This is a genomic window from Motiliproteus sp. SC1-56 (genome assembly GCF_017309075.1).
Lineage (GTDB): Bacteria > Pseudomonadota > Gammaproteobacteria > Pseudomonadales > Balneatricaceae > Motiliproteus.
The window spans coordinates 121,050-134,286 of the sequence record NZ_JAEMGS010000011.1 but is presented as its reverse complement, the minus strand read 5'-3'; the positions used below and the strand labels follow the sequence as shown (position 1 = coordinate 134,286).

The following is a 13,237-nucleotide window of genomic DNA, read 5'->3' as shown; positions in this document are numbered from 1 at the left end:
GCCGGCGTCCCGGAACAGTATAAGCCAGACTTCGTTATCAGGCCTGCTCGCCCAGGTTCTGGGCCTCGGCCACGGCGATGGCGGTCATGTTGAAAATACTGCGTACGCTGGTGCTGGTGGTCATGATATGGATGGGTTTTTCGGCCCCCAGCAGGATCGGGCCTACAGAGATGCCGCCGCCCAGGGTCTTGAGCAGGCCATAGGCAATATGGGCCGACTCCACGTTGGGCATTACCAGCAGGTTGGCCTGTCCACGCAGCACCGAATCGGGCAGCACCTTGTTACGCAGCTCTTCGGAAATGGCGGTATCGGCGTGCATCTCGCCGTCGACGATCAGTTCCGGGGCCTGCTCGAGCAGCAGTTGGCGGGCCTTGCGCATCTTCACGGCCGAGGGCAGGTTGTTGGTGCCGAAGTTGGAGTTGGACAGCAGCGCGACCTTGGGCAGGATGCCGAAACGGCGCACCTCTTCGGCGGCCAACAGGGTGCTCTGCACCACTTCCTCCGCGCTGGGGTCGGGGGTGATGTGTGAGTCGCAGATAAAGAAGGTGCCGGTGGGCAGGCTCAGCACGGTCATGGTTGAGTACTTGCCGCTGCCGCAGGACTTGCCGATCAGGCTGTCGATGCGCTTGAGGTGTTCGTGGAAACGGCCGTGGGCACCGCAGAGCATGGCGTCGGCGTCACCGCGCAGGCACATCATGGAGGCGATCACGGTCTTGTCGGAGTGGAGGATGGTCTTGGCCTCGTCCGGAGCGATCCCCTTGCGGCCCATGAGGGCGCAGTAGTCGGCCAGGTAGGGCTCGAACCAGGCACCGCCTACCGGATCCACGATGGTAAAGTCCTGGCCCTCGCGGATCCGCAGCTGCAGTGCCTCGATCTTTTCCTGGATGCGGGCGGTGTTGCCCACCAGGATCGGTTGCGCCACGCCTTCGTCAACCACTTGCTGCACCGCCTGCAGTACCCGGTTGCTCTCGCCCTCAGCGAACACCACCCGCTTGGGGGTCTGCTTGGCCCGCTCCAGGACCGGGCTCATCACCTGGGAGGAGCGGTAGGCATAGCGGGCCAGGCTGCGGCGGTAGGTTTCCAGATCCTCGATGGGCCGGGTGGCGACCCCGGTTTCCATGGCAGCCTTGGCCACTGCCGGGGCGACCTCGAAGATCAGGCGCGGATCGAAGGGCTTGGGGATCAGGTAGTCGGGGCCGAAGCGCAGGGGCTGGCCGGCGTAGGCTTTCTGTACCCGGTCGATGGGCTCGGCCATGGCCAGGTCCGCCAGGGCTTTGACGCAGGCCACCTTCATCGCCTCGTTGATGGTGGTCGCGCCGCAGTCCAGGGCGCCGCGGAAGATGAAAGGGAAGCAGAGAACGTTGTTGACCTGGTTGGGGTAGTCCGAGCGGCCGGTGGCGATGATGACGTCAGGACGCACTGCGCGGGCTTCATCCGGGTTGATTTCGGGCGTCGGGTTGGCCAGGGCCAGGATCATCGGGCTCTTGGCCATCTTCTCCACCATGGCCGGCTTGAGCACGCCGCCGGCGGAAAGCCCGAGGAACACATCGGCGTCGGCGATAACATCGTCCAGGGTGCGGGCAGAGGTGGCCTGGGCGTAACGGGCCTTGTACTCGTCCATCTGCTCCTCGCGGCCCTGGTAGACGACGCCTGCGATATCGGTAACCCAGATGTTTTCACGGGGCAGGCCCATGTTGACCAGCAGGTCGAGGCAGGAGAGGGCGGCGGCGCCGGCGCCGGAGGCGACCACTTTGATCTCGGCGATGTTCTTTCCGACCACCCGCAGGCCGTTGTAGACCGCGGCCCCGGCAACGATGGCGGTGCCGTGCTGGTCATCGTGGAAAACGGGTATGTTCATCCGCTCCTTCAGGGCCTTTTCGATGATGAAACACTCGGGCGCCTTGATGTCCTCCAGGTTGATGCCGCCAAAGGTGGGCTCAAGCCGTGCTACCGTCTCGATGAACTGCTGCGGGTCGTTCTCTGCAACTTCGATATCGAACACGTCGATGTTGGAGAACTTTTTAAACAGGACCGCCTTTCCCTCCATGACGGGCTTGGAGGCCAGAGGACCAATATTCCCCAGTCCCAGCACGGCGGTGCCGTTCGAAATGACCCCGACCAGATTGCCGCGGGCTGTGACGGTGGAGGCTTCAAAGGGGTCGCGGACGATTTCGTTGCAGGCAGCCGCTACCCCCGGCGAATAGGCCAGGGCTAAATCCCTTTGGGTAGCCATGGGTTTGGTGGCGATAATCGCGAGCTTGCCCGCGGGGCCGGAGCGGTGGTAGGCCAGTGCGTCTTTGTCGAAATCGTTGGACATTGGTTTGTTTCACCCTTGTGGTTCGTTTTCGTTATATTCGGTCAGCCGGTGTTGGCGGTTTGAGTGGCGGATTTTCGCCAAATATCACCGGGCTGTTGTGCGGAATGCCGCCGTTTACGGACGGTATTGGCGGCAGATGACTAAAAACCAACAATCCCTGCATCTTGTGTGCCATTTGAATGGGCGCTGAGTTCATTGAATTGCTATGGTTATTTTAAAATTCGTGGCTAAATGGACGCGTGGAGGGATGCCCTCAGCGAGACAGAATTAAGGCCCGGGGTGTGTGGTCTTTACTGTTTGGTCATGTGCCGTTATCAAAGGAGGGAGCTGATGTTTATCTGGATGCTGGGTCTGATCACCTTGGTCGCCTTCTTGGTGTTGAACTGGGCGAGCCTGGGCGAGCGGCTTCGGGCCCGGCCCCTGGGGATTCTGCTGGCCTGGGCGGGCGGCGCCCTGGTGCTCTGGCGCTTTGCTGCCGAATCCCTCCATGGGCAGGTGCCTTTTGCGGAACTTGTGGCCTTCGCGTTTTACCTGCTGGCGCTCGTCGGCGGCTATTACCATTTGCAGCGCTATGCCGGAGCACGGCGGCAAACGGCGCGTTCCCGGGCAGGGGTGCGCCGCAAAGTGCGCTCCAAACGCAAATCTCACCGTTAATCCATCAGGCGCTTTGACCCAGGGCTGGTTCAGCGGATACTAGATGCGTTCTGGCCAAATAATAGTTTCTTGGCCTCGTCACTCATGCCATCTTTGCTGTTGACCGCCCGTCCCTTGGTGTAGGCGGCGGTCACTGCCGGGCGCAGGGCAATTGCTTCAAACCACCGTCGTAGGTGTGGAAAGTCGTTCAGGTCCTGCTGTTGCTTCTCGTGAGAGGCTACCCAGGGGTAGCAGGCGATGTCGGCGATGGAGTATTCGCCCGCCAGATAATCCCGGTCTGCCAGCCGACGGTTCATCACCGCATAAAGGCGCGCGGTTTCGTCGACGTAACGCTTGATGGCGTAGGGGATTTTTTCGGGGGCGTACTGGGTGAAGTGGTGGTTCTGCCCGGCCATGGGGCCCAGCCCGCCCATCTGCCAGTAGAGCCATTGCAGCACTTCGAAACGCGGGCGGGGCAGTCGGGGCAGGAGCCGGTCCTGTCGGTCGGCCAGGTATTCGAGAATGGCGCCACTCTCAAATATGGAAATCGGGGCGCCGCCGTCCGCGGGGTCATGGTCGACCAGGGCGGGAATGCGGTTGTTGGGGGCGATTTTCAAAAAGCCGGCCTCGAACTGCTCCCCCTTGCCAATGTCTACCGGCACCAGGCGGTAATCGAGCTTAAGCTCCTCGAGTAGAATCAGTGGCTTGTAGCCGTTAGGTGTGGTCCAGAAATAAAGATCGATCATGGTTAACACTCCTAGCTGGAAAACGACGCCTGCCGGCGGTGCCACGCAGTTCGCCTTAGGGTAGCCCCTTGGGCGGCTCAAGGCGATATGTCGTGACGGGTAGGCCGCGCTCGCGGTAAAAAAAACGGGACCGTTGGGTCCCGTTTCTGCTGACGCGGTGTCGAATCAGTTGATCCGTTTTTTAACGTAACGACCGGGTGCCGGCTCGATGGCCTGGAAGCTGTCGTTGCCCAGGGTTTGGGGGGCGTCCACCTGCTTGCCGGCGCGCTTTTTCAGCCACTCGCTCCAGTGGGGCCACCAGCTGCCGTCCTGACGCTCGGCGGTTTCCAGCCAGTGGTCAGAACCCTTGCCGCTCTCGCCGCCCAGCCAGTAGTTGCGCCGGTTCTTGGCTGCCGGGTTAATGACCCCGGCGATATGGCCGCTGGCACCGAGCACGAACTCGTGGTTGGGGAATGTTTCGGCCCCTTGGAAGGTGCTCTTCCAGGGCGCGATGTGGTCCTCGATGCAGGAGAGGAAGTAGCAGGGGGTCTTGATCTTGCTAAGGTCCACCTTCTCACCGCAGACTTCCAGTCCGTTGGGCTGGCAGAGCTTGTTCTCAAGGTACATGTTGGTGATGTAGTAGGTGTACATCTCCGCCGGCAGGTTGGTGGGATCGCTGTTCCAGTAGAGGATGTCGAACGGTGCCGGCGCCTGACCCTTGAGGTAGTTGTTGACCACGTAGGACCAAATCAGGTCGTTGGAGCGCAGCATGTTGAAAGTGGTGGAGAGGTTTTTGCCGTTCAGCACCCCTTCACTGCGTACCTGCTGGACCAGCTTGGAAACCTGGGCCTCGTCGATGAATACGCCCAGATCACCCGGATCCTCGAAATTGGTGAGGGTGGTGAGGAAGGTGGCCGAGGCGACACTGGTGTCTTTGCGGGCGGTCATTACGCCCAGGGCGCTGGCCAGGATGGTGCCGCCCACGCACCAGGAGACGGCGTTGACCTTGGAAGCGCCGCTGATCTGCTTGGCGACTTCGACCGCTTTCAGTACACCATCACCTACGTAGTTGTCCCAGGAGAGGTGGCTCTGTTCCTTTTCGGCGTTGACCCAGGAAATCAGGAACACGGTCTGCCCCTGCTCCACGGCATAGCGGACAAAGGAGTTGCCCGGTTGCAGATCGAGAATGTAGAACTTGTTGATGCAGGGGGGCACGATCAGGGTCGGGCGCTCTGCCACCTTCTCGGTCAGCGGCTTGTACTGGATCAGCTGCATGATCTCGTTTTCGAACACCACAGCACCTTCGGTGACGGCGAGGTTCTCACCCAGGGTGAACGCGGACTCGTCGGTCATGGTGATGCGGCCCTTCTCCAGGTCGCCCAACAGGTTCTGCAACCCGTCGATCAGGCTCTGGCCCTTGGTTTCGATGGCCTGCTGAATCACCTCGGGGTTGGTGGCGGCGAAATTGGTGGGAGAGAGGGCGTCGATATATTGCTGGGTGTAAAACTCAAGCTTGGCCTGGCTCCTCTCGTCCAGGGGGGCGTTGGCCACCAGCTTGTTGAGCATGTTGGATGCGATTAGATAAGACTCTTTGATGTAATTGAAAACCGGGCTTTCGCTCCACTCCTCGGCGATAAAACGGCGGTCACCGTTGGCGGGTGAGGACTGGGTGCTGGTCTGGCCGGTGAGTATGCCGGACCAGAACTCCATTGAGGTCTTCTGGTATTCGGTGATGGCATCCACCCACCCTTGGGGGTCGTGCGGGCGATCCAGCAGCTGCTTCCAGGCACCGTTCAGGTTGTCCAGGTATTCTTCCCCAACCTTGCCGGCGAACATCTCCATGACTTTGTGGGTCTCGGTGCTCATTGCGGTCAAGAAATCCTGTGTTTGATTGGTGTCCTTGCTATCCATATTTACTCGCATCTCTGTGGTAGGCGGGTTGCATCCAAGTACCCTCCATAAGGCTTTTATTTAGGCCAACGGGTACCAATTCGACCCAGTATACCCTAAGGGCAAGCCTATCGTAACGGTTTGGTCAAGGCCCCAAGTCTGGTACCCTGATTGATTTTTTGCGGTACCGTTATGCGAACCCTGACCTTCTACACAACCTCGGGCTGCCATCTTTGCGAGTTGGCCGAAGCGATGATCTGCGCAACGCTCGATCTGGACGCCCTGAGCGTCGAAGCCGTGGATATCGCCGATTCGGATGATCTGATCGACCGCTACGGCACCCGGATTCCGGTTTTGCAAGAGGGGGCGCGGGAGCTGGGGTGGCCCTTCGATCAAGCTCAGCTTACCGCCTTCGTCAACGGCTCATAGGTCGAAAAAGGCCCGCGCCGTCGCGGTGGTGGCGGCCGCCAGTTGGGCCAGCGTCTCGCCCCTGCAATCCGCCACCCTCTGGGCGACATGGGGTAGCAGGCAAGGCTCGTTGCGACGGGACTTGGGTTTGGGGCGCAGGTCGCGGGGCAGCAAGTAGGGGGCGTCGGTTTCCAGCATCAGCCGGTTGGCGGGAATGTTCCGCACCAGGGGCTTGAGGTGCTCGCCACGGCGCTCGTCGCAGATCCAGCCTGTGATGCCGATATGCAGGTCGAGGTCGAGGCAGGCAAAGAGTGCCTCTCGACTACCGGTGAAACAGTGCAGGACCGCCCGGCTCAGGTGATCCCGGTGCGCTTTTACCCGCTCAATAAAGGCCTGGTGGGCGTCACGCTCATGCATCAGCAGCGGCATGCCGGTTTCGCAGGCCAGCTCCAGTTGTTGTTCAAAAGCCCGCAACTGCTGCTCCGGGGTGGAAAAGTTGCGATTAAAGTCCAGCCCGGTTTCCCCGAGCGCCCTCACTGCCGGCTCCTTGCATAACTCCTTGAGAGAGATCAAGCTGTCGCTGTTGAAGTCTCTGGCATAATGCGGATGAATGCCCGCAGTGCAGAATAATTGCCGCGGGTGTTGTTGACAGAGCTCGAGGGCGGCTTCGCTTTCCGCCAGGGTGCTGCCCGGAATCACCACCGCGGTAACGCCCGCGTCTGCGGCCCGGGCCAGTACCTCCCTCCTGTCGGGGGCGAATGCCTTGTCGGTAAAGTTGACTGCGATGTCGATCAATTCCGGGGAAGTGTCAGGGTTCATAAACGCCAAGCTCTGTCTCGGTAGGTTCATGGGTGGTCATTAGGGGCCGGAAAGGCCCGGCGCCGCCAGGCACCACCAAAAAGATTTTTCATACTAAGGGTACGAATGCAATGACCGGAATTCTTGATGCTGTTGACCAGCGGACACGCATGGTAGGTCAAAATCGCTTTGAGCTGTTGCTCTTTCGCCTGGGCCGCCATCAGCTCTTCGCAATCAACGTGTTCAAGGTCAAGGAGGTGCTCAAGCTGCCCCGCCTCAACGCCTTGCCCAACTCCCACCCGGTGGTCTGCGGCGTCACCAACATGCGTGGGCGTACCCTTCCTGTCATCGATTTAAGCGCTGCCATCGGTATGCCGCCGGCGGCCAGCACCGAGGGCGGGCACATGATCGTGGCCGAGTATAACGGCGCGGTGCAGGGTTTTCTGGTCAGCGACGTCGAGCGCATCGTAAACCTCGACTGGGCCGATGTCATGCCCCCGCCGCCTTCCGCCGGTCGGGCCCATTACCTGACTGCGATCACCCGTCTGGAGGACAACCGCCTGGTCGAGATTGTCGATGTGGAGAAGGTGCTGGCGGAAATCACTCCCTACACCACGGATATTTCACCGGAAATTGTGGACGAGCAGGCACGCCAGGCCGTCGCAGGACGCAATATCATGATCGTTGACGACTCGCACACCGCTCGGGATCAGGTCAGGCGCTGCCTCGCCCAGCTTGACGTCAACCTGGTGGAGGCGGTTAATGGCACCGACGCGCTACAGCAGCTCAAGGATTTCGCCGCCGAGGGAATCGATATAGCAGAAACCTTCCTCATGCTGATCACTGACGCGGAAATGCCGGAAATGGACGGTTACCGGCTGGTGACGGAGGTGCGCCAGGATCCGCAGCTACGCGATCTCTATATCATGCTGCACACCTCGATGTCGGGGTCGTTCAACGAGGCCATGGTCAAACAGGTAGGTTGCAACGACTTTCTTCCCAAGTTTGAGTCTGATCGGCTCGCCGAGAAGGTGCTGGAGCGGGTCAAGCAAGTGCAACGCCTGGGGTAGCAGGCTTTGGCCCTGTCTTTATCGGAACTGCGGATTTACCCGGTCAAGTCGGCCGCCGGATCCGTTGTTCGGGTCGCGGACGTGGATCGTTTCGGTCTCGCCGGCGACCGCCGTTGGATGCTCATCGACGAGCGGGGTGACTTCGTCACCCAGCGCACTCAGCCCCGCCTGTGTCTGGTACAGGCAACGCTCACGCCATCCGGTTTGAACCTTGCGGCTACCGGGTTTCCGCCCCTTGACGTTGCGACGCCTCGCGCAACCCCCTTGCGCCGGGTCCAGGTGTGGGCGGATAGCTGCCAGGGCCGGGATGGGGGAGAGGCGGCAGCCCTGTGGCTGAGTCGTTTTCTGGGCATGCGGGTGCGGCTGGTTCACATGCCCGGAGAGGTGCGTCGTCCGGTGGATACCGCGTATGCGCCGCCGGGCAAAACCGTGAGTTTCGCCGACGGTTTTCCCTTTCTTCTGATCAGTCAGGCGTCCCTTGCAGCGCTCAATGAGCGACTTGCCGAGCCCGTCAGCATGACACGCTTTCGTCCCAACCTGGTGGTATCCGGGGGCTGCGGTTTTCAGGAGGATGAGTGGCGCCGCATTCGTATCGGCGAGGTGGTGTTCTCCGTGGTCAAGCCCTGCGAGCGTTGCCGTGTCACCACCGTGGACCCCGCCACCGGCGAGCGGGGCAGGGAGCCTCTGAAAACACTCGCCGCCTTTCGCCGCGCTGGCAACCAGGTGCTGTTCGGGCAGAACCTGGTCCAGGAGAACGAGGGGCGTTTGCAGGTCGGCGATCCGGTGGTCGTGCTGGCTTAGCCCGAGGCGCGCGGCTCCAGGCTGGCGGCCGGCGGGCGCGCTTCGGCCGGTTTGAGAAACTCCTTGCCGAATCCCAGTAAATCTCCGTAAATCACCGAGTAGCTCAAGACGTTTTGCACGTAGCGGCGGGTTTCGTCGAAGGGGATGGTCTCGATCCAGACGTCCACCGGCAGCTCGCCCCGCTCGCGCAGCCAGCGACTGACCCGTCCGGGTCCCGCGTTGTAGGCGGCGGTGGCCAGTACCCGGTTCCCTTCGTAGCGTTTGAGCATCTTGGCCAGATAAGCGCTGCCCAGGTGGATGTTGATGTCCGGGTCCGTGAGTTGGTGGGGCCCCTGGTAGCTCAGCTCTACCGACCGCGCTGTCTGCTTGGCGGTGGCCGGCATCAGCTGCATCAGGCCCACGGCACCGGCGTGGGACCTGGCATCGGGCATAAAGGCGCTTTCCTGGCGGGCGACGGCCAGGACCCAGGAGGTGTCAATCTTAAAGCGGCTCGCGTAATCCAGCACTTCGCGTGAGTAAGGGGACGGAAACCGGATCAGCAGGTCGTCCCACTCGCGGGCGGCAATCGCCGAGCGGATGCCCTGCTCGTACCAGCCCCAGCGGCGTGCCAGCTTGGCGGCCAGGTAGTGCTGCTCGCGTGAGAAGTCCGCCGTTGCCAGATCCCACTCCCTGCGCGCCTGGGTCAGCTGGTTGTGGTAGACCAGCTCCCGGGCTCGCACCAGCGCGGGGTCTTGCGCGAGCCGTGTCAGGGCATGATGGTCGGTATCGCTCGAGCGGTTGTTGAGGCTGTAGCCGCGGCCCAGGCGGTGGCTGGCCAAAAATCCGTAGAAGCTGCGTTCGTTGGCAAGTTCCTGGTAGATCTCTTCCGCCTTTTGGGTCGCGCCGTCGCGGGTCTCGTTGTCGAGGATACGTGCCTGCCAATAGCGCCAGCGGTCCTCAAAACGCTCCTTGGCCGGGAGTTTTTCCAGAAGTTCTCCTGCGCCTTCCCAGTCGCCCTGGCGCAGTTGAAAGCGGATGCGCCACTCCAGCAGCTCCAGATCCTGGTAGCCCGAGTCAATGCGCCGCAGCCAGGTTTCGCTTTCGGGGTGATAGCTGCGAAGCATGCGCAGCCCCATGCGCCGTTGAATGCGAAACAGTTCATCATCGCTTAGCTTCAGCTCTTTTTGCATCGTGCCCAGTAGCCCGAGGGCCGCGGGACCATCCTGGCGTCCGAGGCGCTTGAGGGTGTGAATAACCAGTCGCGGGTAGACGCGGTTGTCTTCGGGGAGTGTCGTGGCGGTGAGCCGCTCGGGGTGGCGGTGAAGGCCAAGCGCGGTCTCGGCCAATTGCACACGCTCTTTGTCCTCCAGAAACCGCACCAGGTAGCGGGCGAGGCGAGGGCGGTTACGCTCCAGTGCGAGCCAGAACCGCTCCCATGCATGGTCCTCGGTCTGCTCACCGGCGTCGATCCAGGCTTTGAACAGGGCGTCACAGCTACGGGGCTGGGAAACCCCTACCACCCAGAGGTCAGGCACTTGGGACAGGGCTTCGCTGCGTTGGCCCAGCTGGTAGTCGGCCCATAGCTTCTGACAGCGAAGGCCGGTGCCCGCCAGCGCGGGGTCGTAGTTATCGACAAGGCCCTGCCAGCGCTCTTCTGCAGCCAGGTTTGAGAGCCAGTGTCGGTGCAGCCGTCTTGGCAGGGGGGTATAACTGTATTCCTTCCGAAAGGTCTCAAGCGTCGCTCGGTCCAGTTGGTCCAGCTGCTGAAGATGCTGCTCGTAAACCAGGTAGGGTTGCAGCGGGTAGTCCTCCAGCAGTTTCAGAGCCGTTGCGAATCGCGTCTGATCCTTATCGGCCAGGGCCTCGCGGGCCTCCCGGTAGGTCTCCCGCATACGGGTCAGGGTTTCCTTGGCTGGCAGGGCGATGTCGGCGGCACGGTCGGCAGCGTACGGGGGGGCAAGGGTGTTGATAGCCTGGGAGTTGGTTGTTGTTGAGCCGTCGATCTGGGTGGCGACGGCGGCCGCCTCTTGGGCCTTCGCCGGCCCCCACAGCAACAGCGGAATCAGAATCAAGGCGCTCCCCACTGGGTTGAGGGAGCGGTTACAAAGGTACGTCAAGGGACCTCCGGGAAACGGGTGCTGGTTGGAAAACTACCGGATGACTGCAGCCTTTGTCTACGTCGCTCTACCCAGGTTCAATTTCAAGATAGAATAGCCAATTTTCTACCGGAACTAGGGAGTGCTGATGGCGCTTTTTCGATTGGATCAAGCCTGCCTGGCGTTTGGCGATCATCCCCTGCTTGACCACGTGGACTGGACCGTGCAGCCCGGCGAGCGCATTGCCCTGATCGGCCGTAACGGCGCGGGAAAATCGTCGCTTTTAAAAGTGGTCAGCGGCGCGTCCCCGCTTGACAGTGGCCAGGCCTGGCGCCGGCCCCACCTGCGCGTTGGCGTGCTGGAACAGGAACTGCCCCACGCCGATGAACAAAGCGTTGCTGAGGTGGTGGCGGGGGGGCTGGCTGATGTCCAGGCTCTTCTGGCCGAATACGACGCGCTGGCCGGCTGCGCCAGCGATCCCCAGGCGCTGAAAAAACTGGAAAGCCTGCAGCAGCGCATCGAGGCCGTGGACGGTTGGCATCTGGAACAGCGGGTCGAGCGCGTCCTCAGCCGCCTGCGATTGCCTGCCGAGAAGCCGATGCGGGCCCTGTCCGGCGGCTGGCGCCGCCGGGTGGCCCTGGGGCGGGCGCTGATCGGTGAACCTGACATTCTGATTCTGGATGAGCCCACCAACCACCTCGACCTGCCCACCATCCGCTGGCTGGAAGAGCAGCTGCTGGAGTTTTCCGGAACCCTGCTGTTCGTGACCCACGACCGTGCTTTTTTGCAGCGGCTGGCCAACCGCATCGTGGAGCTGGACCGGGGCAGACTGTTGAGTTGGGAGGGGGATTACGCGAGCTTCCTGGATTACCGGGAGCGGGTGTTGGCGGAAGAGGAGCGGCGCAACGCTCTGTTTGACAAACAGCTGGCCGCGGAAGAAGTCTGGATCCGCCAGGGTATCAAGGCCCGGCGCACCCGTAACGAAGGGCGGGTGAGGGCCCTTAAGGCCATGCGCGAAGAGCGCCAGGAGCGCCGGGAGCAGCAGGGTAAGGCCAGCTTCAACCTCGAGCAGGCTAAGCGCTCCGGAAAACTGGTGGTGGAGGCCGAGGGTATCAGCTTTTCCCATGGGCGGGATGCGTTGGTGAAGGAGTTCAGCACCCGCATCCTGCGAGGCGACCGCATCGGGCTGCTGGGACCCAACGGCGCCGGTAAAAGTACCCTGCTGAAGCTGTTGCTCGGGCGCCTGGCGCCCGACGAGGGCAAGGTGGAATTGGGTACTGGGCTGGAGGTGGCTTACTTTGACCAGCTCCGGGAGCAGCTGGACCCCGACAAGACGGTGATCGACAACATCTCCGAAGGACGCGAGTTTATCAGTCTCAACGGTAAGCAACGGCACGTGATCAGCTACCTGGAGGACTTTCTCTTTGCCCCGGCCCGGGCGCGGGCGAAAGTGAGCTCGCTCTCCGGGGGAGAGCGTAGTCGCCTGCTCCTGGCCCGGCTCTTCAGCAAGCCGGCGAATCTGCTGGTAATGGATGAGCCGACCAACGACTTGGACCTGGAAACCCTTGAGCTGCTGGAGGAGATACTCTGCGAGTTCGAGGGCACCCTGCTGCTGGTGAGTCACGACCGGGCCTTCATCGATAACGTGGTGACCAGCACTCTGGTGTTTGAGGGTGGCGGCCGGATCGGGGAGTACGTGGGCGGCTTTGAAGATTGGCTGCGACAGGGGGGTGAACTGCAGGCGTCCATCGCGCCCCTGGATGAGAAGAGCCCGCCAGCCGCCGTCAAGGCCGCGCAGCCGGCAAGCCCGGTGAGGGATAAGCCGACATCCCGCAAGCTCAGCTACAAACTGCAGCGCGAACTCGACGGGCTTCCCGCACGCCTCGAGACGCTGGAGGCGGAGGTGGCGGCGCTGCAGGAAGAGACCGCGGCTGCGGATTTCTACCAGCAGGATCACGCCCAGGTGGCGGCCCGGCTGGAAGCGCTGCAGGCCAGCGAGGCGGCCCTGGAGGCCGCGATGGAACGCTGGGTCGAGCTCGAGGCCTTACAGGAAGGCGGCTAGAGCAAGGGGGTTAGGCGCTCCTCACTCGCTGTGCACCCGCACCGCCAGCACGTCACAGGAGGCCCCGTGGAGTACACCGTTGGCGGTTGAGCCGAGCAGCAGGGCCAGGCCGTGACGGCCGTGACTTCCAACGATTACCAGGTCGATGTCGTCCTGTTTGGCGATGCGGTGGATCTCGCTTTCGGTGTGGCCGGTAAGCACGTATTGTTGCTGCACCGGGATTCCGAGACCCGCGGCAAACTCGGTCAGACGCTCCTGAGCGTGCTGGTCAAGCTGCTCCTGGATGGTGGAGAGGTCCATGGGAACATCGCCGCCGTAAGCGAAGCTTAGCGGCTCGATGACATGAATCAGGCTGAGTTGGGCGTTCGTTGCCCGGCATAATGCGACGGCGCGGTCGGCCACCTGGCTTGACTCTTCTGTCAGGTCGATTGCCATTAGCACCCGTTGATAACTCATGG

Annotated in this window: 11 protein-coding genes; 5 read left to right on the top strand and 6 right to left on the bottom strand. The window is 62.0% G+C overall.

The genetic code is table 11. From position 1 onward, the window contains the following. Nucleotides 1–37 precede the first annotated feature (37 nt). Nucleotides 38–2,317, bottom strand: a complete 2,280-nt coding sequence (locus JGZ97_RS18535) for an NADP-dependent malic enzyme (RefSeq protein WP_207063152.1) — start codon at nucleotides 2,315–2,317, stop codon at nucleotides 38–40. Nucleotides 2,318–2,647: 330 nt separating this feature from the next. On the opposite strand from JGZ97_RS18535, the gene JGZ97_RS13435 reads away from it, so the two are divergent. Then, nucleotides 2,648–2,971 carry a hypothetical protein gene (locus tag JGZ97_RS13435; protein WP_207063151.1) on the top strand — a complete coding sequence of 108 codons (324 nt, stop codon included), beginning with the start codon at nucleotides 2,648–2,650 and terminating at the stop codon, nucleotides 2,969–2,971. 29 nt (nucleotides 2,972–3,000) lie between these two features. On the opposite strand, the gene JGZ97_RS13430 is transcribed toward JGZ97_RS13435, so the two are convergent. After that, the gene (locus tag JGZ97_RS13430; protein WP_207063150.1) at nucleotides 3,001–3,696 is read right to left on the bottom strand and encodes a glutathione binding-like protein; all 696 of its coding nucleotides are present in this window, start codon (nucleotides 3,694–3,696) and stop codon (nucleotides 3,001–3,003) included. 165 nt (nucleotides 3,697–3,861) lie between these two features. Beyond that, the gene (locus tag JGZ97_RS13425) at nucleotides 3,862–5,541 is read right to left on the bottom strand and encodes an alpha/beta hydrolase (RefSeq protein ID WP_242521764.1); all 1,680 of its coding nucleotides are present in this window, start codon (nucleotides 5,539–5,541) and stop codon (nucleotides 3,862–3,864) included. Between the two features lie 216 nt (nucleotides 5,542–5,757). Between JGZ97_RS13425 and JGZ97_RS13420 the strand changes: the two genes are divergently transcribed. After that, nucleotides 5,758–5,994, top strand: coding sequence for a glutaredoxin family protein (locus JGZ97_RS13420; RefSeq protein ID WP_207063148.1), 237 nt, complete (start codon nucleotides 5,758–5,760; stop codon nucleotides 5,992–5,994). On the opposite strand, the gene JGZ97_RS13415 is transcribed toward JGZ97_RS13420, so the two are convergent. Then, nucleotides 5,989–6,792 (bottom strand): TatD family hydrolase, encoded by an 804-nt coding sequence (locus JGZ97_RS13415; RefSeq protein ID WP_207063147.1) that lies wholly within the window; start codon nucleotides 6,790–6,792, stop codon nucleotides 5,989–5,991. The genes JGZ97_RS13420 and JGZ97_RS13415 overlap by 6 nt on opposite strands. A gap of 110 nt (nucleotides 6,793–6,902) precedes the next feature. Between JGZ97_RS13415 and JGZ97_RS13410 the strand changes: the two genes are divergently transcribed. Both JGZ97_RS13410 and JGZ97_RS13405 read left to right on the top strand, forming a co-directional pair. Continuing rightward, the gene (locus JGZ97_RS13410) at nucleotides 6,903–7,841 is read left to right on the top strand and encodes a chemotaxis protein CheV (protein ID WP_207063146.1); all 939 of its coding nucleotides are present in this window, start codon (nucleotides 6,903–6,905) and stop codon (nucleotides 7,839–7,841) included. Nucleotides 7,842–7,847: 6 nt separating this feature from the next. Continuing rightward, a complete protein-coding gene (locus JGZ97_RS13405; RefSeq protein WP_207063145.1) occupies nucleotides 7,848–8,642 on the top strand; it encodes an MOSC domain-containing protein in 795 nt (264 codons plus the stop codon). On the opposite strand, the gene JGZ97_RS13400 is transcribed toward JGZ97_RS13405, so the two are convergent. Next, on the bottom strand, nucleotides 8,639–10,738 hold the full coding sequence (locus JGZ97_RS13400) for a transglycosylase SLT domain-containing protein (protein ID WP_207063144.1): 2,100 nt from the start codon (nucleotides 10,736–10,738) through the stop codon (nucleotides 8,639–8,641). The two genes, JGZ97_RS13405 and JGZ97_RS13400, sit on opposite strands and share 4 nt — an antisense overlap. A 127-nt stretch (nucleotides 10,739–10,865) precedes the next feature. Here JGZ97_RS13400 and JGZ97_RS13395 point away from each other — a divergent pair, with 127 nt between their 5' ends. Beyond that, entirely contained in the window at nucleotides 10,866–12,779 is a 1,914-nt protein-coding gene (locus JGZ97_RS13395) for an ATP-binding cassette domain-containing protein (RefSeq protein WP_207063143.1), read from the top strand. 21 nt (nucleotides 12,780–12,800) lie between these two features. On the opposite strand, the gene JGZ97_RS13390 is transcribed toward JGZ97_RS13395, so the two are convergent. Further along, nucleotides 12,801–13,235: a universal stress protein gene (locus JGZ97_RS13390; RefSeq protein WP_207063142.1), complete on the bottom strand. Its 435-nt coding sequence runs from the start codon at nucleotides 13,233–13,235 to the stop codon at nucleotides 12,801–12,803. Between the last annotated feature and the right edge of the window lie 2 nt (nucleotides 13,236–13,237).